Below are 18842 nucleotides of genomic sequence, written 5' to 3' on the forward strand. Positions count from 1 at the left end.
GATGGAGCCATCCGCCGGGGGCGCGGCCGTGCCCATGACGGGGTGATGGTTTGCAACTACACGCTTCTGTCAAGTAAGTTAGGCAAGGCTTACCTAAAATAGTTCGAGCTCGGAGCCTTCGAGGCGGGAACCCACGTGACCAGCAGGATCGACCGTGACGCCAGGGGCGTCCCCGATCGTCCGCTCTCCGGCTCCGACGCCCGCCCGCACCCCCGGCCGACCGGGGGCGTCACCCCCTCGGCCGGCCGCCGCGCACCGGGCCACCCCGCCTCCTTCGTACGCGACCGACTGACCGAGGAGACCGATGTCCACTGACTCCCCCACCCGCCCCCGGACCGTCGTCCACGAACAGACCGTCAACGGCAGCGACGGCTTCGGGACGGTACGAATCGTCCCCCTCGACCCGGTCGCCGACCTCGACACCGTCTACTCCTGGGTCAGCGTGGAGCACTCCCGCTACTGGGGCATGCTCGACCACACCCGCGAGCAGGTCGGGGAGAGCTACGCCTATCTCGACTCGCTCACCACCCACCACGCCTTCCTGGTCACCCATGACGGCGAACCGGCGGCGCTGCTGGAGACCTACGAGCCCGGGGCCGACCCCATCGGCGAGTGCTACCCGGTCCAGCGCGGCGACGTGGGCATGCATCTGCTGGTCGGTCCGGCGCCGGAAGGAGGCGCGCGGCCGGGGTACACCGGGGCGCTCTTCGGGGTCCTCATCGACTACCTGTTCACCAGCCCGGACCACAGCCGGATCGTCCTGGAACCCGATGTGCGCAATGAGCGGATGCTGAGGCGGCTGGTGCGGATGGGGTTCACCCTGGGCCCGGAGGTCGACAAGCCGGAGAAGCGGGCCCGGCTCGCCTTCCTCCGCCGCCCCGGCTCCGCCCGCTCCTCCTGACCGGCGCGCCGGACCTCCCCGTACCACGGGGCCGATGACACGGCGCCGCCCGCACGAGGCCCGGGCCCGGGGCGGACCGGCGGCGAGGGCGGGGATCGGTACGGCCGGGGGCGGGATCGCGTACGAACGGTTCCGGGGGGTACCCGGGGGTGATCCGTCCGACCGGGCGCACCGGCCGGACGGATCACCCCCCGACACCTCTGGCCTGGGGCCCATCACCAGCACCGGGCCGTGCCGAGTGTTGCCGAATCACTTACGGGCCATCGCCGCCTGTGCAAGAGTCGTAACGGTCCACTGTTCAGACCGTGTCTCAGACCTGGCCCCGGCCACGCCTGTATCGGAGTTCGACATGCCGTCCCATGTGTCCACGGACCGTTCCACCCCCCAGCCGCCCCGGCCCGGGAGCGTCGACGGGCTGATCGACCGGACCCGCCGGCTGAGGGGCGACGTGGACGCCGTCCGCAGGCACGCGGAGGCCGGGCGGGGCGGCGAGGACGATCCGCACGGCCGCTGGCGCCGGGCGCTCTACGATCTGGCGGTCCATCAACTCGACGACCTCCGCTCCCATCTGGACCAGCTCCGCGAGGGGCTGCCGGACGCCGATGACGCAGCCGCCCCCGACGGCGCGACCGGCCGATGGGATCCCCACCACCCCGACCACACCGAGAGCACCGCGCGCACCCACGCCGGCACGCCCTACGGCGCGGCCGCCCCCGGCCGCCCCGGCGACACCCTGCTCAGCCGGGTCGGCACCGCCGAGTGGAACCTTCTCACCGACGAGGTCCACTGGTCCGACGAGCTGTACCGGATCCTCGGCCGCGCCCCGGAGAGCGGCCCGATGACCCTGGACGAACTGCCGTCCGTGGTCTTCGCCGAGGACCAGTCGCTGCTGACCGCGATGGTCACCGGCTGTCTCGTCGACGGCCGCCCCATCGACGGGGAGTTCCGGATGGTCCGTACGGACGGCCGGGTGCGCACGGTCCATATGACCGCCGAACCCGTCCTCGACACCGACGGTTCGACGGCCGCCATGTGGGCCGTACTCAGGGACGTCAGCGAACTGCGCCGCAGCGAGCGCGCGGTCCGCGAGAGCCGTGATGTGCTCCACCACCAGCAGCACCGGGAACGCGCCGAGCGGCGGGCCGCCGTCGGGTTACAGGAGGCGGTGCTGCCGCCGTGGCGCGGCACACTCACCATCCCCACGGGCGGGGACCCCGGGCGGGGGGGGCTCGATGTCGCCGTACGCTATCTGCCGTCCACCGACAGCGCCCTCATCGGCGGCGACTGGTACGACGCGACGCGGCTGCCCTCCGACGCGTATCTGCTGTGCGTGGGCGATCTCACGGGACACGGGGTGGCCGCCACCTCGACCACCGCGATGCTGCTGGGAGCGGTCCGCGCCCTGGCGGTGGCCGGGTTCACCCCCGGGCCGCTGCTGGGCCATCTCAACCGGCTGGTGGAGACCGCCGCCCAGCCCACCCTCGGCAGCGCGGTCTGCTGCCGGGTCGATCCCGTCACCGGCGCCATGGAGTGGGCCCAGGCGGGCCATCCGGCCCCGCTGCTCTTCCGGGCGGGCGCGGGGCGCCCACTGCGCCGCCCCGAGGGAGTGCTGCTCGGCGCCACGGAGTACGCGGAGTACGAGCAGGCCGACGAACGGCTGGCGCCCGGAGATCTGCTGGTCCTGCACACGGACGGCCTGACCCGGCTCAGCCCGGCCGATGACGTCGGCGACCCGGGGCGGCTGCTGGCGCTGGCGCCCCGGCTGGCGGGCGTCCGGGACGCCGAGGAGGCGGTCCGGCTGATCGTGGCGGAGTGCGACGGCGAGGGCCGTGGCGACGACGCCTGTGTGCTGGTGGCCCGGGTGCCGAGCGGACGGATCTGAGCGGACGGATCTGAGCGGTGCCTTGGCGGCGGTGCGCCGCTCCGGCCCGCCGCGAAGGCACCGAACGCGCGCACGCCCCACCGGGCGGGCCCATGGCCACCCTGGCCGTGAACCCGCCCCCCACGGGCATCCGTACGCGATCCGGGGCGGCGCGCTCTCCCCGCGGGCTATGCCTCCAGGTTCCCGAGCCCCGTCAGCCCCGTTGACGGGCTGGCGGGCATCGCGAGCCGGATCTCGTGCCGCAGTTCCTCGATCCGCCCGTATCCCGCGTACTGCCCGGTCAGCCGGTACATCTCGCGCAACCGGTCCCAGGTGCGGTGGGAGGAGGTCTCCCCCATGGAGACGAGTGCCAGCCGGGCGTAGCGATCGGCCTGGTCCGGGTCGTTGTCGATGAAACAGGCGGACGCCATCGAGATGTAGTCGAAGATCTTCGAACGCTGCCGTCCGCCCACCCTCAGCTCCAGCGCCTTCCTGGCGTGCCCCTGCGCGATGGCGGCGGCGGCGGAGTCGTGTTCGGCCAGGGTGCGGTACGCCAGCGCCTGCATGCCATGGAGGTCGGCCTCGTCGAACATCTGCATCCAGCTCGGTGGCGGCACATCGCCCTTGTCGGAGACGAAGAGGTCCTCGGCCTCCCCCAGCGTGCGGCGCATCGCCTGGCCCCGGCCCATGGACGCCTGGGCCCACGCCTCGATGGTGTGCAGCATCGCCCGGGTGCGCGGGAGGGTCTCCTCACCGGAGCCCGACTGGGCGAGTTTCATCAGATCGAGTGCGTCGTCGGGGCGGCCGAGGTGGACCATCTGCCGGGCGGCGCGGGAGAGCGCCTCGCCCGCGCGGGGACGGTCGCCACCCTCGCGCGCCGCGTGGGCGGCGATGACGAAGTACTTCTGGGCGGTGGGTTCGAGCCCCACGTCATGGGACATCCACCCGGCGAGGACGGCGAGGTTGGCGGCGACGCCCCAGAGCCGCCGCTGGAGGTGGTCGGGGTGGCGGTAGGCGAGCATCCCGCCGACCTCGTTGAGCTGTCCCACGACCGCCTTGCGCTGGAGCCCGCCGCCGCGCGAGGCGTCCCAGGCCCGGAAGACATCGACCGAGCGCTCCAGCGCCTCGATCTCCTGTGACCCGATCGGCGCCGCCTCGTACCGGTCGGACCCGGCCGGGTCCGCGTGGAGGGGGTTGTCCAGCCGGGGCATGTCACCGGCGAGCGCCGGATCGGTGTGCAGCCACTCGTACATGGCGCTGCTGAGTGCTGTGCCTGTGGCGAGCGCGGCGCCCGCGCCCACCAGGCCGCGTCGGTTGAGCATGAGGTCCATTCCCGTGAATTCGGTGAGGACCACAGCCGTCCGGTCGGGCGCCCAGGGAATGCCGTCGGAGGTCTCGGCCCCCGACGTGTCCCGTCCCCTGCCCGCTCGCCCGTTCCGTACGAACCCGAGGTCCTCGATGGTCACGACACGGCCGAGCCGCTCGGTGAACAGGTCCGCCAGCACCCGGGGCACGGGGTCGCGCGGGGTCTCCCCCGTGTCGATCCAGCGCCGCACCCGCGAGGTGTCGGTCGCCAGCTGCGGCTGGCCGATGGCCGCCGCCTGCCGGTTCACGAGTCTCGCGAGCTCGCCCTTGGACCAGCCGGACAGGCCGAACAGGTCGTTGAGGCGGGTGTTGGGTTCTCCGGTCACGTCAAGCCCCCAGGTTCTCGGCTGAGTTGACAGTAACCTCCCGAAACGCTCGTCAGGGGGGTGGCGACTATTCGCCAGGGTTCGCCAGGGTGCGCCACATGGTGTGCCACCCGGGCGTTGGTGTGACGTAGGACCGCGCCACCCCGGCCCGGCGTCCGACCGCATTCCCCAGGGTGCGGAGGGATCGGAGGCCGGGACGGGGCAGCGTCTGTGACACGGCGAGACGGCGACGCGGCACAACGGCGCCACGGAGGCGGCGCGGCGAGACGCGTCGGCGGCTCGGCGACCCGGTCACGCGCAGGGCGCACAACTGTCGGCACGCGAAGGGATCTGTCACCCCCATGCACACAGCATCGTCCTCCGTGTCCGCCCCGTACCGGCCGCGGCACACGGCGCCGCCGCCCGGTGCGGGACCGTTCTCCGATCCCCTGCCGGCCGGGGCGGCGGCCCGGCGGACCGCGGTGGCCAGCCGTCCGCTGAGCGGGCGGATCGACCTGTCGGGTCCCCAGGGTGCCCCGCTGAGGATGGCGGTGGCGTCGGTGCACCGGATCTGCCCGGAGTTCCATCCGGTGCAGGTGCTGCGGCGCAGCGGGCGTTCGGTGCTGCTGGTCGGGACGACCGGCCGGGCGACGGCGGTGGCCAAGTGTCTGCTGGACCACTCGCCGGTCTGGTCCGAACGGTTCCGCCATGAAATAGCGGTCTACCGTGCCTTCGTCCGGCACCGTCCGCCGGTGCGCGCGCCCCGGCTGATCGCGGCGGACCCGGAGAACGGCACGCTGGTGGTGGAGCGGATGCCGGGGCGCCCGGCGGCACTGGTGCGGCACCCGGGTGACGCGCCGCCGCGCGCGGATGTCCGGGCCGTGCTGGGCGCGGTGACGCGGGTGAACGCCTGGCGCCCGCCGCCGGAGATGTTCGAGCGCCCGCTGGACTACAGCTCACGGATCGCGCGCTACCACGAGCTGGGGCTCTTCACCGACCGGGACCGTGGGGACCTGCACAAGCTGCTGCACGGACTGGCGTTCGCGGGCGGCCGCCCGGGGATGACCGAGTTCTGTCATGGCGATGCCCTGCTCTCCAATGTCCTGCTCGCGCCGACCGGGCCGGTGCTGGTGGACTGGGAGCACGCGGGCTGGTATCTGCGGGGTTACGACCTGGCGACGCTCTGGGCGGTTCTCGGTGACGCGCCGGACGCGCGCCGTCAGATCAGCAGACTGGCGCAGAGCGGGGGCCCGGCCGCGCGGGACGCCTTCCTGGTCAATCTGATGCTGGTGCTGACCCGTGAGATCCGTACCTATGAGACGGCGGTGCAGCGGACGATGCGGGAGGGCGCGCCGGGGCCGGTGACGACGCTGAGCGGGCTGTCGGCGGGCGAGGAGCACCGGCTGCTGCTGCGGCGGCTGCACGATGACTGTGCCATGGCCCGCCGCGCCGTCCGCGCCGCCGTCGGCACCCGCTGAGTTCCGCTCCCCGCCCGTCCACCGTGGGCGGGGCCCGCGCCCGGTACGGCACCGGGGAGCCCCGCTCACCGGTGGACCATCGCTTCAGCGCTCTGCGGGAGAGCGAGCGTCACCGTGGAATGGAAACGGGGTCACGGCGGTTGGTCCGATCATGACTCAAGGACCCGCTCCGCGCCCGCTGTCCGACGCCGCGCTCTCCCGGCTGCTCGCCACCCAGCAGTTCGGCACACTGGCCACCATCAAGCGCAGTGGCCACCCGCATCTGACCACCCTGCTGTACAGCTGGGACCCCGAGGCCCGGGTGGTGCGGTTCTCGACGACGATCGACCGGACCAAGCCCGGACATCTGCGGCGTGACGCGCGGGCGGCGCTGCATGTGACGGGTGGTGATGTGTGGTCGTTCGCCGTCGCCGAGGGCACCGCCGAGGTCTCCGAGGTCACGACGGTCCCGGGCGACGCGGTGGGCCGCGAGCTGCTGGCGATGGTCCCGTCGTCCGCGCGCCCGGGGACCCCGGAGGGCGAGGAGGCGTTCCTGGCGCAGCTGGTCGCCGAACGCCGGGTGGTCATCCGGCTGTCCGTGGACCGGCTGTATGGAACAGCGCTCGATGTCGCGGGCGCCGAAGGGGCCGCGGGTTCTGACGGCTGACGGGTGTGCGGGGTGCGGTCGGCGCATGGCCCGCCTTGGTCCCGTACGGCCCGCCTTGGTCCCGCATGGCCCGCCTTGGTCTCGCACGGCCCGCCTTGGTCCCGCATGGCCCCCCTTGGTCCCGCACGGCGCGCGGCCGGGAGCGCTAGGCCGGGATCCGGTTCGGGCATCGGGTGGCGTTCGTCAAGGCTTCCGATGTGCGGGTGATGGGATAACCACGCGAGGCTACCGTGTACTTGTCAGTTTGTCTGACTAATAGGCCGTTGTGAGTGGGGGTTCTGGGCCAGGGGTAGGGCTCGGCCGGTAGTAACCCGCTCCGACGTGAGAGGCCACCCGCATGGCTCAACCCTTCGTCCTTCCCGAGTTCTACGTGCCGTATCCGGCACGCCTCAGCCCCCATGTCGAGGTGGCTCGCGCGCACTCCCGTGAGTGGGCGCGCGGCATGGGGATGCTGGAGGGATCCGGTATCTGGGAGGAGAGCGATCTCGACGCGCATGACTACGCACTGCTGTGCGGATACACCCATCCCGACTGTGACGCGGACATCCTCTCCCTCATCACCGACTGGTATGTGTGGGTCTTCTTCTTCGACGACCACTTCCTGGAGACCTTCAAACGCAGCCAGGACCGCGAGGGCGGCAAGGAGTACCTGGACCGGCTGCCCGCCTTCATGCCGATGGAACTGGGCCGCACCACCCCGGAGCCCGCCAACCCGGTCGAGGCGGGACTGGCCGATCTGTGGGCCCGTACCGTGCCCCGGATGTCACCGCAGTGGCGGGCGCGCTTCGCCGAGTCGACGCGGCATCTGCTCAACGAGTCGCTCTGGGAACTCTCCAACATCAACGAGGGGCGGATCGCCAACCCCGTCGAGTACATCGAGATGCGCCGCAAGGTCGGCGGCGCGCCCTGGTCGGCGCAGCTGGTGGAGCTGGCGGTGGGCGCCGAGGTGCCCGCGCCGGTGGCCGGCTCCCGTCCGCTGCGGGTACTGACCGACACCTTCGCCGACTCCGTCCACCTCCGTAACGACCTCTTCTCCTACCAGCGGGAGGTGGAGGACGAAGGGGAACTGAGCAATGGCGTCCTCGTGCTGGAGACCTTCCTCGGCTGCACCACCCAGCAGGCCGCCGAGGCCGTCAACGACCTCCTCACCTCGCGGTTGCAGCAGTTCGAGAACACCGCGCTCACCGAGGTGCCCGCGCTCTGCCTCGACCAGGGGCTGTCGCCCGCCGACTGCTCGGCCATCGCGCTCTATGTCAAGGGGCTCCAGGACTGGCAGTCCGGCGGTCATGAGTGGCATCTGCGCTCCAGCCGCTATATGAACGAGGGCGCGACGCGCGGGCCCTCCTTCCTCGACGGGGTGTTCGGGACCTCGGCGCTGGATGTGAGCACCCTCTTCGGGCGCCCGGCCCGGATCCGGCTGCGGTCGCTGACCCACACACTCCACCGGCGGACCGGGCCGTCGCTGCTGCCCGAGTTCGCGATGCCGTTCCCGCTGCGGCTCAGCCCGCACTACGCCGACGCCCGTGAGAAGTCCATCGCCTGGGCCAGGCGGATGGGGCTGCTCGGGGACATCTGGGACGGCCCCATGCTGCGCCGGTTCGACCTCGCGCTCTGCTCGGCGGGCATCGACCCGGACGCGACGGCGGAGGAGCTGGAGCTCAGCGCCGCATGGCTGACCTGGGGCACCTACGCCGACGACTACTACCCGATCGTCTTCGGCAGGGCCCGCAATCTGGCCGGCGCCCGGCTCGCCAACGACCGGCTGCTGGCCTGTCTGCCGCTCGACGACCCGGCCACCGCCCCGCTGTTCGCCGCGAGCCCGCTGGAACGGGGGCTCGCCGACGTGTGGGCGCGCACCTGCGGGCCGATGGGCCAGGACGCGCGCCAGCGGCTCAGGCGGTCGATCGAGACCATGCTGGACAGCTGGCTGTGGGAGCTGCACAACCAGATCCAGCACCGGGTGCCCGACCCCGTGGACTTCCTGGAGATGCGCCGCTACACCTTCGGCTCGGACCTCACGATCCTGCTGTCGAAGCTGCGGCGGGAGGAGGAGGCCCCGGCGGAGGTGCTCGACAGCGGGACGGTGCGGAGCCTGGAGAGCGCGGCGATCACCTACGCCTGTCTGACCAACGACCTCTTCTCGTACCAGCGCGAGGTCGAGTGGGACGGTGAGGTCAACAACGGGGTACTGGTGGTGCAGACGTTCTTCGGCTGCGACTACCCCTCCGGGGTCGCGATCGTCGGCGATCTGATGCAGGGCCGGATGCGGCAGTTCCGCCATGTGAAGGAGCATGAGCTCCCCCTGCTGTACGAGGACTTCCGCCTCACCACCGAACAGCGGGCGGCCGTGGACGCCTATGTCACCGAACTGGAGGACTGGATGGCGGGCATCCTGAACTGGCACCGGAACGTCCGCCGCTACGGGGAGGAGGACCTGGCCACCGGGCCCGGCTCGCCGCTGCTGGCCCACCCCGTCGGGCTGGGCACGGCGGCGATGCGGATGGCCACGACGCTCGCCCGCTGATGGTGCCCGAGCCCCCGCGACACGACAGAGCGCGCCATGGGACCCGGGAGGATCCATGGCGCGCTCCGTGACGGACGCGGGGGCTCGGGGGCTCCCCGGGCGGCGTGGGGCTCAGCCCGCCTGGAACAGCTCGGCGGGCAGCGGCTTGAGCAGGGCGTAGAGATCGTCGGTGATGGGACGGTCCCAGCTGGCGATCGTGACCAGCACGCCATCGCTCCGGTCGAACTGGACGCAGGAGATCCGGCTCTCGGAGAGCTTGAGACGGCGGACGATCAGCAGATTGTCCCCCTGCATCACCGGCACGTCCTCGCGGGAGACGACCCCTACCTCCTCGTCGTTCTCCAGCGCCAGCAGCAGCTGGGCCACCTCGAAGGGGATCTCTCCCTCCTCGGTCTCACGGGCCGGGGAGCCCTCCGGCAGATTGCCGATGATCATGGCGGGGCCACGCCCGCCGAAGAGGTCATAGCGGAGGAAGACGCCCTGGCAGGTGCCGTCGGGAGCGGGCAGCAGTCCCGCGCCGAGATTGCCGGGCCAGTCACCCGGATCCATGGCCAGAACATCGAAATCCGGACCGGCGGGGGTGGCGGCACTGCGACGGCGGAGGAAGGACATACCGCCATGGTACGTGTCCGCCAGGGGGTGGCAGTGCCGGGGCGGCCCGGGTGTCCACCCCACCGGGCACACCGTCGGAAGGACGGTTTCCGGGCACCGCCCGCGAGATCGGGCCCGGACTCCCGGCGCCGGTCCCGGCGCTCTCGGCGGTACGGGCGGAGCGCCCCTGATGGATCCGGCCGGATCAGGGAACGGGGTCTGGTCCCGGGGCACCACCGGGACCGCGGGGACCGTGGTGGGGCCGCCAGGCCCCGGGGGACAGGCGCGAGTCCCGCACGACCCATCAGCGGCGCCCTCGGGGAGCCTCCCGCGTACGCCGGGCCGCCGGGGGTCAGGTCAGGTCGTACTCGCCCTCACGGGCGTTGAGCACGAAGGCGCGCCACTCGCCGGGGGTGAAGATCAGCGAGGGGGATCCCGGCCTGCCGCCGTTGCGCATCGCGATGAAGCCCTCCACGAAGGCGATCTGCACGTCTCCCGCGCCCCGGCTGCTCGACTGCCAGTCGGCGTTGCTCAAATCGAGCTCGGGCTTCTCCCAGCCCGCGAACATCTGGATGGTGGTCATGTTCTCGGACATGTCCGCGCTCCTCCCGCCGTGGTTGCTGGGTCAGCCTAGCGATCGGTCCGGGCCGGGGACAGGTCATGCGCGACGGCGGGTCACGCGCGGGCGGCGAGCCGTGGCCCGGTGGCCGGGAACCGACGCTCCGGCGGCGCTCGGCGGTGCGGCGCTGCGGCCGCCCGGCCGCCGGATCCAGCCGGTGAGGCGTCAGCTGTCCGGGGGCGCCGAGCCCACCAGCCACATGGCGAAGAACTGCGAGCCGCCGCCGTAGGCGTGACCCAGCGCGGTGCGGGCACCGGGGATCTGGTGCTCCCCCGCCTCGCCCCGGACCTGGAGCGCGGCCTCGGCGAACCGGATCATGCCGGAGGCGCCGATGGGGTTGGTGGACAGGACCCCGCCGGAGGGATTGACCGGGAGGTCGCCGTCGAGCGCGGTCGCCCCCGACTCGGTGAGCCGCCAGCCCTCACCCGGCGCCGCGAAGCCCAGATTCTCCAGCCACATCGGCTCGTACCAGGAGAAGGGGACGTAGATCTCCGCCGTGTCGATCTGGCGCCGGGGGTCGGTGACACCCGCCTGGCGGTAGACGTCGGCGGCGCAGTCGGCGCCCGCGCGCGGGCTGACGCAGTCCTTGCCCGCGAAGAGGGTGGGCTCGCTGCGCATCGCGCCGCCGTGCATCCAGGCGGGCGGGCGGGGGGCGCGCGCGGCGCCCGCGCGGTCGGTGAGCACCATCGCGCAGGCGCCGTCGGAGGAGGGACAGGTCTCGGAGTAGCGGACCGGATCCCACAGCATCGGGGAGGAGCGCACCGATTCCAGGGTGATGCCGTGTTCATGGAGGTGGGCGTAGGGATTCCGCAGGGCGTTGCGGCGGTCCTTGTAGGCGACGACGGTGCCGGTGGTGGCGGGCGCCCCCGAACGGCGGATGTAGGCGCGGATATGAGGGGCGAAGAAGCCGCCCGCGCCCGCGAGGAGCGGCTGCTGGAACGGGACGGGCAGGGACAGCCCCCACATGGCGTTGGACTCGGACTGCTTCTCGAAGGCGAGGGCGAGCACCGTGGAGTGCACCCGGGCGGCCACCAGCTTGGCGGCGACCAGCGCGGTGGAGCCGCCGACCGAGCCCGCCGTGTGGACCCGCAGCAGGGGTTTGCCGACCGCGCCGAGGGCGTCGGCGAGATACAGCTCCGGCATCATCACGCCTTCGAAGAAGTCGGGGGCCTTGCCGATGACGACGGCGTCGATGCCGGACCACTCCAGTTCGGCGTCGGCCAGGGCCCGCTGGGCGGCCTCGCGGACCAGCCCGGCGAGGGAGACATCGCGGCGGGCGGCGGCGTGGTGGGTCTGGCCGACACCGACGACGGCGACGGGCTCCTGGTGCGCCGGACGGACCGGCCGCGGTCCGCCGGGCGTCAGGCCACTCCGGCGGGGGACGCTCTCGCCCGGACCGTTCCGCCGCGAACCGCTCGGCTGGGGCTCGTTCCGCTGGGAACCACTCGGCTGGGGCTCGTTCCGCCGGGAACCGCTCGGCTGGGGCTCGTGCCGCTGGGAACCGCTCATCGCGGGGCTCCTTCCGACCCGGCCGGGCCGTCCGACGCGTCGAGGACGGCGACGAGGTTCTGCTGGAGGCAGGGCCCGGAGGTGGCGTGGGCCAGGGCGCGCGCGGACTCGCCCCGGTGGATGGCGGCGGCGGCCTCGCCGATCCGGATGAGGCCGGTGGCCATCACCGGGTTGGCGGCGAGGGGACCGCCGGAGGGATTGACTCTCACCCTAGAGTCGAGGTTGAGGGTCCGGCGGAGTACGACCTCCTGGGAGGTGAACGGGGCGTGCAGTTCGGCCCGGTCGATCTCCCCGCCAGGCCCCCCGCCGGTCCGCTGGAACGCGCCCGCGCGCTCGGCGGCCAGCCGGGTGGAGGGCGAGTCGGTCAGATCGCGGACACCGAGGGAGTGGGCCTCGATCCGGTGGTCCATGCCCCGGATCCAGGCCGGGCGGTCGCACAGGTCACGGGCGCGCTCCCCGGCGGCCAGCACCACGGCGGCGGCGCCGTCACTGATCGGCGGGCAGTCACCGGTCCGCAGCGGGCGCACCACATAGTCGCCGTGCGGGACCGCCCCGCTGAGCTGGGCGTGTGGATGGCCCACGGCGTCGGCCCGGCTGCGGGCGCCGATCGCGGCGAGGGCCGTCTCGTCGGTGAGCCCGGCGTCGATCAGGGCCTGGGCCTGGAGCGCGGCGAGGGCGACCGGGTCCGGCCAGAGCGGCGCGAGGTAGTAGGGGTCGAGCTGGCGGGTCAGCACATCCCGCAGCGAGCCGGGTGACGACGTGCCCCACGCGTAGACAAGGGCGGTGTCCGCCTCCCCGGTCAGCAACGCCACCCACGCCTCGTACAGCGCCCAGGCCCCGTCCATCTCCACATGGGACTCGGAGATCGGCGGCCACGCGCCGACCCCGTCCAGGGCCATGGTGAAGGAGAAGGCCCGCCCGGCGAGATAGTCGGAGGAGCCGGAGCAGGTGAAGCCGATGTCGGCGGTGGTGAGCCCGGTGTCCGCCAGCACCCGGTGCAGCACCGGCATCACCAGCTCCACCTCGGAGACGTCCTCGCTGTGGCGCCGGTGGTCGCTCTGGGCGAAGGCGACGACGGCGACCTCCCGGGCGCGGCGGGTCACAGCAGCTCCCGGTAGGTGTCGTAGTCGGCGTCGGGTTCCCCGCTGGGCCGGTAGTGGTCGGGGTGGTGGGCACCCCGACCGCCGCCGGCCCAGACCGGCTCCACCCGCAGCCCCATCCGCACCTGGTCGTAGGGGATGCCACCGATCCGTCCGTGGAGCGCGAGGTCGGCGCCGTCGAGCGCGATATGGGCGTAGACGTAGGGCACCTCGATGTCCAGGTTCCGCGCCTTGATGTTGACGACACAGAAGGTGGTGACCGTGCCGCGCGGCCCGACCTCGACCTGTTCGGCGGTGGCGACCCCGCAGGTGGGGCAGGCGCCCCGGGGCGGGACGTAGACCTTGTGGCAGGAGGGACACCGCTCGCCGACGGTCCGGTGTTCGGCGAGCGCCGCGAGGTAGGCGCGCTGCGCCCGGCCGGGGGTGTGGGTGTAGTCGAGCCGTGCGGGTGTCACGATCCCGGTGACAGGTGCGGCGAAGACCCCGTCGTGGTCACGGGCACCGGCCGCCACCTCCCCTTCGTACAGACTGGCGTACGGTTCGAAACAGGCGATGTCCGTGATGGCCCCGGCGCGCTCGGCGGACCAGCGGATGCGTACCCGCAGTCCGGTGCGGACGGCCTCGGGGCCGGGGGCGTCGAGGGCGTGCAGCAGGCCGGTGTCGGCACCGTCGAGACGGACCAGGACCCAGGCGAAGGGCGTGGTCAGGGGCTGCCCCGGACGGGGGGCGGGGTTCCAGGCCCAGGTGGTGACGGTGCCGGTGGCGCCGACCTCGGCGAGGTGGCGCAGTTCGGCGGAGGTGACCGGGTCGTACTCGACCGGGGGGACGAGCACCCGGCCGTCCTCCGTGCGTACCCCGAGTACGGTCCGCTCGCGCAGCCCGGTGAGGAAGGCGCTCTGGACGGGACCGAGGGAGCGGGTGAAGGGGAACTCGACCACCACGGGGGCGCGCGGGGCGGGCGGGGATGCGGCCATGGGGGACTCCGTCGGGCTCAGGCGCGCCGGAAGACCGGGGCGCGCTTCTCGGCGAAGGCGCGGGCGCCCTCCTTGGCGTCCTCGGTGGCGAAGACCGGCCAGCCGCGTTCCAGCTCGGCGGCGAGGGCCTCCGGCTCGCCGAGACGGGCGTTGTCGTACACCGACGCCTTCACCGCCTCGACGGCGAGCGGGCCGCACGCGTTGATCCGCTCGGCGAGGGTGAGCGCGTGCTCCAGGGCGGTGCCGTCGGGGACGACCCGGCCGATCAGTCCGATCCCCAGTGCCTCCGCCGCGTCGTAGGGGCGGCCGGTCAGCAGCATCTCCAGGGCATGGGTGTGGGCGATCTGCCGGGGCAGCCGGACGGTGGAGCCCCCGAGCGGGAAGAGCCCCCGGCGCACCTCGAAGAGGCCGAAGGTGGCGCTCTCGCCCGCGACCCGGATATCGGTGCCCTGGAGGATCTCGGTACCGCCCGCGACACAGGCGCCCTCGACGGCGGCGAGTACCGGCTTACGGGGGCGGTGGTGGCGCAGCATGGCCTTCCAGTGGAGGTCGGGGTCGGCCGCGAGCCGTTCCCGGTACTCCCCCGCGCCCATGCCGTCGCCCGCGAGGGCCTTGAGGTCCATCCCGGCGCAGAAGCAGCCGCCCGCGCCGGTGAGGACGATGGAGCGGACGGAGTCGTCGGCGTCGGCCGCGACCCAGCCGTCGTACAGGCCGACGAGCATCGGCACGGAGAGCGCGTTCCGCGCCTCCGGCCGGTTCAGGGTGAGCACGAGGGTGGCGCCTTCGCGCCGTACGACGAGGTGTTCGGTGCCCGCGCGCTGCTCGTGCCCGTCCTGCTTCTCGTGTCCGTCGTGCTGCTCGTGTCCGTCACGCCCGTCGTGCTTCTCGTGTCCGTCACGCTGCTCGTACGAAGGCGTCGGCTCTGGCATGTGGGGGCCTCCCGTCACCGGATGCGGTCCAGGTTGCAGGAGTGGGCGGCGCACTTCAATAGAGTTCTGACAGTTAGTCAGATTTCCCGTGCGGCGCCCTTCAGTTTTGCGCCGGGGCGCGCTCTAATGACGGCCGGCCGGACCGTCCCGGGCTCTGGCCCCTGGTACCGGAGACATGGGCGCGCGCCCCACGGCATGACATGAGGAGGCACACGCGAACCCGGCACGATCCGAGCGGGCGCCCCCGGAGCCGGGGCGATGGCAGGAGGAGCGGTGGAGTACAACCTTGCTGACCTTTTCGAGTCGATCGCCGACGCGGTCCCGGACCGCGAGGCGCTGGTGTACCTGGACCACCCCGGCACCGGGGCCGAGCGGCGGCTCAGCTACGCCGCACTGGACGCGGCCGCCAACCGGATCGCCCACCACCTCATCGCCTCCGGCATCGGCCCCGGAGAGCACCTCGGGCTCCACCTCTACAACGGGGTGGAGTACCTCCAGACCCTGCTCGGCTGCCTCAAGGCGCGGATCGTGCCGGTCAACGTCAACTACCGCTATGTGGAGGAGGAGCTGACCTACCTCTACCGGGACGCGGACCTGGTGGCCCTGGTCTTCGACGCGGAGTTCACCGCCCGGGTGGCGGCGGCGCTGCCCGGAGCGGGGCGGCTGCGCCATCTGATACGGGTGGGGACGGCCCCGGCCGGGGCCCCCGGGGTGGACGCCGTCTCCTTCGGCGAGGCGGAAGCCGCAGCCGGGGCCGGGCGCGGCTTCCCGGCACGCTCCGCCGACGACCAGTTCATCATCTACACCGGCGGCACCACCGGGATGCCCAAGGGTGTGATGTGGCGGCAGGAGGATCTCTTCTTCGCCGGGCTCGGCGGCGGCGCGCCGGGAAGCGAGCCGATATCGGCACCCCAGGAGCTGGCCCGGCGGGTCGCCGCCGGAGGAGACGGGCTCACCTTCTTCCCCGCCGCCCCCCTCATCCACGGCACCGCCACATTCACCGCCTTCATCGCCCTGGACTACGGGCAGCGGCTCGTCCTGCACCGCAAATTCGTGCCGGAGGACGTGCTGCGCACGGTCGCGCGCGAGCGCGTCACGGTCCTCTCCGTGGTCGGCGACGCCATGCTGCGCCCCCTGACGGACGCCCTGGCCGGACCGCTCCAGGGCGCCGACCTCTCGGCGCTGATCACCGTCTCCTCATCCGGGGCGATCCTGTCCGACACCGTACGGGCCCAGTTCTCCGCCCTCGCCCCGGCGGTGATGCTGATGGACAACTTCGGCTCCACCGAGTCCGGGTTCAACGGGACCGCGACCGCCGACTCCGGCCCGGCGCGGGGGTTCCGGCTCCAGATGAACGCGGTCACGGCGGTGGTCGACCCGGTGACCCATGAACCGGTCGGCCCCGGCGAGCCCGGACGACTCGCCCAGCGCGGCCACGTACCCCTCGGCTACTACAACGACCCCCGCAAGACCGCGGAGACCTTCTTCCAGCGCGACGGGGAGCGCTGGGTCCTGCTCGGCGACATGGCGACCGTGGACGAGGACGGCGTGGTGACCGTGCTCGGCCGGGGCTCGCAGTGCATCAACTCCGGTGGCGAGAAGGTCTACCCGGAGGAGGTCGAGCAGGCGCTCAAGGCCCACCCCGACGTCTATGACGCGCTCGTGGCCGGGGTACCGGATCCCATCTGGGGCCACCGGGTCGCGGCGGTGGTGGAACTGCGCGACGGCGCGGACACCCCCGATCTCGCGATGGTCCAGGCGCACTGCCGCACCCGGCTGGCCGGGTACAAGATCCCCCGCCAGCTCGTGGTGGCCGACCGGATCCGGCGCTCACCCTCGGGCAAGGCGGACTACCGGTGGGCGAAGGCGGTGGCGGCGCGGGGGGCGGCGACCGCCGGGGAGTGAGACCGCCCGGCCGGTCCATGCCGCCCGGCTTCGCGTGAGTACGGTCCGGTCCAGGACCCGCCCGGTCCCCGCCCGGAGCGCACAGCCCCGGCGCGCACCCCTTGCCAGCGGGCCGGTCCCGCTGCCTTACTGATCCCCAGCGCGGCGACCGAATGATCGTTCGGTTGCCCTGGGGAGACAGGAGTGGCGCGATGACGGACCCGCGGGACGCGGCGGAGCGGCTCGGACTCGCCGAACTGAGGGAACTCCAGCTCGCACGGCTGCGCGCCAGCCTGCGCCACGCCTATGAGCACGTCGGGTTCTACCGCGACTCCTTCGACCACGCCGGAGTGCGCCCCGAGGACTGCCGCACCCTGGCCGACCTCGCCCGGTTCCCCTTCACCACCAAGAACGACCTGCGCGACAACTACCCCTTCGGGATGTTCGCGGTCGACCGCTCCCGGATCCGGCGGCTGCACGCCTCCAGCGGAACCACGGGCACCCCCACCGTCGTCGGCTACACCGAGCGCGACCTGGACACCTGGGCGGACGTCGTGGCCCGCTCCCTGCGCGCGGCGGGCGCCCGGCCCGGCCACACCGTCCATATCGCCTACGGCTACGGCCTCTTCACCGGCGGCCTCGGCGCCCACTACGGCGCCGAACGGCTCGGCTGCACCGTCGTCCCGGCCTCCGGGGGCATGACGGCCCGCCAGGTGCGGCTGATCCAGGACTTCCGCCCCGAGATCATCATGGTCACGCCCTCGTACATGCTCACCCTCCTGGACGAGTTCGAACGCCAGGGCGTCGACCCCCGGTCGACCTCCCTGCGGGTGGGGATCTTCGGGGCCGAGCCCTGGACCGAGGCGATGCGCCGCGAGATCGAGGACCGGTTCGCCATCGACGCCGTCGACATCTACGGGCTCTCGGAGGTGATCGGCCCCGGGGTCGCCCAGGAGTTCGTGGAGACCAAGGACGGACCGCATGTATGGGAGGACCACTTCCTCCCGGAGGTCGTGGACCCCCTCACGGGCGAGGTGCTGCCCGACGGCGAACACGGGGAACTGGTCTTCACCTCGCTCACCAAGGAGGCCATGCCGGTCATCCGCTACCGGACCCGGGACCTGACCCGTCTGCTGCCGGGCACGGTACGGGCGTTCCGCCGGATGGCGAAGGTGACCGGCCGCAGCGACGACATGCTCATCGTGCGCGGGGTGAACCTCTTCCCGACCCAGATCGAGGAGATCCTGCTGCGCACGGCCCATGTCGCACCCCACTTCCAGCTGCGGCTCACCCGCGAGGGGCGCCTCGACGCGCTCACCGTACGGGTCGAGGCGCGGGCCGGGGCGACGGCGGAGCAGCGGGCGGGGGCGGGGGCGGCCGTGGTGGAGGCGGTCAAGGAGGGGGTGGGGGTCTCGGTGAGGGTGGAGGTGGTGGATCCGCAGACGCTGGAGCGCTCGGTGGGCAAGATCAAGCGGATCGTGGATCTGCGCTGAGGGGTGGGGCGCGGTCATGGCTGAGCGGCCCGGTGCTGCCGCCCGCCTTCCGGGCCACGCGGCCCGGTGCGGGTGCGGTCTCTGTCGCTGCCGCTGTGTTCTGTGTGCGGGGTTCGGGGGCCTCCGGGCTCACCTCCTCGGGAGCGGCGGATAAGGCGTCCCTGTTGCGCGAGGCCGGGTTCACCCGCCACTCCCTGCGGGGGCGACCCTGCACCCCCCGAACCTGCCCCCTGACCCCCGGCTGCGGTGGTACCGGTGTGTGTGGCCCTGACCGTCGGGACGGTGCCCTCGCTGCCGCTGTCCTTCGTCTACCGGGTTCGGGGGCCTCCGGGCTCACCTCCTCGTGAGCGGCGGACGAGACGCCCCTGTTCGGTGAGGCCGGGTTCACCCGCCCCTCCCTGCGGGGGCGACCCTGCACCCCCCGAACGTGCCCACTGGCCCCCGGCTGCCGTGGTGACGGTGCGTGGGACCGTGACCCGTTGTCGACATGCGAAGAACGCACCCCCCGGACCCTCCCGTGAGAGCCCCACCACCGGATTCGCTCAAGGGGCTCTGCCGGTGAGTAGCTCCGTGCGAGGACTCGCTCCACCCGAGGTCGGTTCTGAGCCAAAGGGGCGCGTCGATGTCTCAGTGACGTCGCGCGGAGATCGTGAGGAACGAGCG

Annotated in this window: 15 protein-coding genes; 8 read left to right on the top strand and 7 right to left on the bottom strand. The window is 72.7% G+C overall.

Annotation, left to right across the window (positions count from 1 at the left end; genetic code table 11):
- Nucleotides 1-135: 135 nt before the first annotated feature.
- The 3 genes from ACFVIM_RS20440 (at nt 136) to ACFVIM_RS20450 (ending at nt 2783) form a co-directional block, all read left to right on the top strand.
- Nucleotides 136-315: a hypothetical protein gene (locus ACFVIM_RS20440; protein ID WP_384303150.1), complete on the top strand. Its 180-nt coding sequence runs from the start codon at nt 136-138 to the stop codon at nt 313-315.
- Nucleotides 305-901, top strand: a complete 597-nt coding sequence (locus ACFVIM_RS20445; protein WP_384303152.1) for a GNAT family N-acetyltransferase — start codon at nt 305-307, stop codon at nt 899-901. The genes ACFVIM_RS20440 and ACFVIM_RS20445 overlap by 11 nt, the downstream gene beginning before the upstream one ends.
- Before the next feature lie 349 nt (nt 902-1250).
- Nucleotides 1251-2783 carry a PP2C family protein-serine/threonine phosphatase gene (locus ACFVIM_RS20450; protein ID WP_384303154.1) on the top strand — a complete coding sequence of 511 codons (1533 nt, stop codon included), beginning with the start codon at nt 1251-1253 and terminating at the stop codon, nt 2781-2783.
- A gap of 167 nt (nt 2784-2950) precedes the next feature.
- On the opposite strand, the gene ACFVIM_RS20455 is transcribed toward ACFVIM_RS20450, so the two are convergent.
- Entirely contained in the window at nt 2951-4453 is a 1503-nt protein-coding gene (locus ACFVIM_RS20455) for a hypothetical protein (protein ID WP_384303156.1), read from the bottom strand.
- A 341-nt stretch (nt 4454-4794) separates the two neighbouring features.
- Between ACFVIM_RS20455 and ACFVIM_RS20460 the strand changes: the two genes are divergently transcribed.
- The 3 genes from ACFVIM_RS20460 (at nt 4795) to ACFVIM_RS20470 (ending at nt 9080) form a co-directional block, all read left to right on the top strand.
- On the top strand, nt 4795-5910 hold the full coding sequence (locus ACFVIM_RS20460) for an aminoglycoside phosphotransferase family protein (protein WP_384303158.1): 1116 nt from the start codon (nt 4795-4797) through the stop codon (nt 5908-5910).
- 151 nt (nt 5911-6061) lie between these two features.
- Nucleotides 6062-6556 (top strand): TIGR03618 family F420-dependent PPOX class oxidoreductase, encoded by a 495-nt coding sequence (locus ACFVIM_RS20465; protein WP_384303160.1) that lies wholly within the window; start codon nt 6062-6064, stop codon nt 6554-6556.
- Between the two features lie 337 nt (nt 6557-6893).
- Nucleotides 6894-9080, top strand: a complete 2187-nt coding sequence (locus tag ACFVIM_RS20470; RefSeq protein ID WP_384303162.1) for a germacradienol/geosmin synthase — start codon at nt 6894-6896, stop codon at nt 9078-9080.
- Nucleotides 9081-9191: 111 nt separating this feature from the next.
- On the opposite strand, the gene ACFVIM_RS20475 is transcribed toward ACFVIM_RS20470, so the two are convergent.
- The 6 genes from ACFVIM_RS20475 to ACFVIM_RS20500 form a co-directional block, all read right to left on the bottom strand.
- Nucleotides 9192-9692: a hypothetical protein gene (locus tag ACFVIM_RS20475; protein WP_384303164.1), complete on the bottom strand. Its 501-nt coding sequence runs from the start codon at nt 9690-9692 to the stop codon at nt 9192-9194.
- Nucleotides 9693-10023: 331 nt separating this feature from the next.
- Entirely contained in the window at nt 10024-10266 is a 243-nt protein-coding gene (locus ACFVIM_RS20480) for a DUF397 domain-containing protein (RefSeq protein WP_384303166.1), read from the bottom strand.
- Nucleotides 10267-10455: 189 nt separating this feature from the next.
- Entirely contained in the window at nt 10456-11799 is a 1344-nt protein-coding gene (locus ACFVIM_RS20485) for a thiolase domain-containing protein (RefSeq protein WP_384303168.1), read from the bottom strand.
- A complete protein-coding gene (locus ACFVIM_RS20490) occupies nt 11796-12902 on the bottom strand; it encodes a thiolase domain-containing protein (RefSeq protein WP_384303170.1) in 1107 nt (368 codons plus the stop codon). Before ACFVIM_RS20490 ends, ACFVIM_RS20485 begins: the two co-directional genes overlap by 4 nt.
- Entirely contained in the window at nt 12899-13873 is a 975-nt protein-coding gene (locus ACFVIM_RS20495) for a Zn-ribbon domain-containing OB-fold protein (protein WP_384303172.1), read from the bottom strand. Before ACFVIM_RS20495 ends, ACFVIM_RS20490 begins: the two co-directional genes overlap by 4 nt.
- A 17-nt stretch (nt 13874-13890) precedes the next feature.
- Nucleotides 13891-14802: a crotonase/enoyl-CoA hydratase family protein gene (locus ACFVIM_RS20500; protein ID WP_384303173.1), complete on the bottom strand. Its 912-nt coding sequence runs from the start codon at nt 14800-14802 to the stop codon at nt 13891-13893.
- Between the two features lie 273 nt (nt 14803-15075).
- On the opposite strand from ACFVIM_RS20500, the gene ACFVIM_RS20505 reads away from it, so the two are divergent.
- Both ACFVIM_RS20505 and paaK read left to right on the top strand, forming a co-directional pair.
- Nucleotides 15076-16707, top strand: a complete 1632-nt coding sequence (locus tag ACFVIM_RS20505) for an acyl-CoA synthetase (protein ID WP_384303177.1) — start codon at nt 15076-15078, stop codon at nt 16705-16707.
- Nucleotides 16708-16898: 191 nt separating this feature from the next.
- Nucleotides 16899-18179 carry a phenylacetate--CoA ligase PaaK gene (gene paaK / locus ACFVIM_RS20510; protein ID WP_384303175.1) on the top strand — a complete coding sequence of 427 codons (1281 nt, stop codon included), beginning with the start codon at nt 16899-16901 and terminating at the stop codon, nt 18177-18179.
- Nucleotides 18180-18842 lie beyond the last annotated feature (663 nt).

The organism is Streptomyces sp. NPDC057638, assembly GCF_042800315.1.
Classification (GTDB): Bacteria; Actinomycetota; Actinomycetes; order Streptomycetales; family Streptomycetaceae; genus Streptomyces.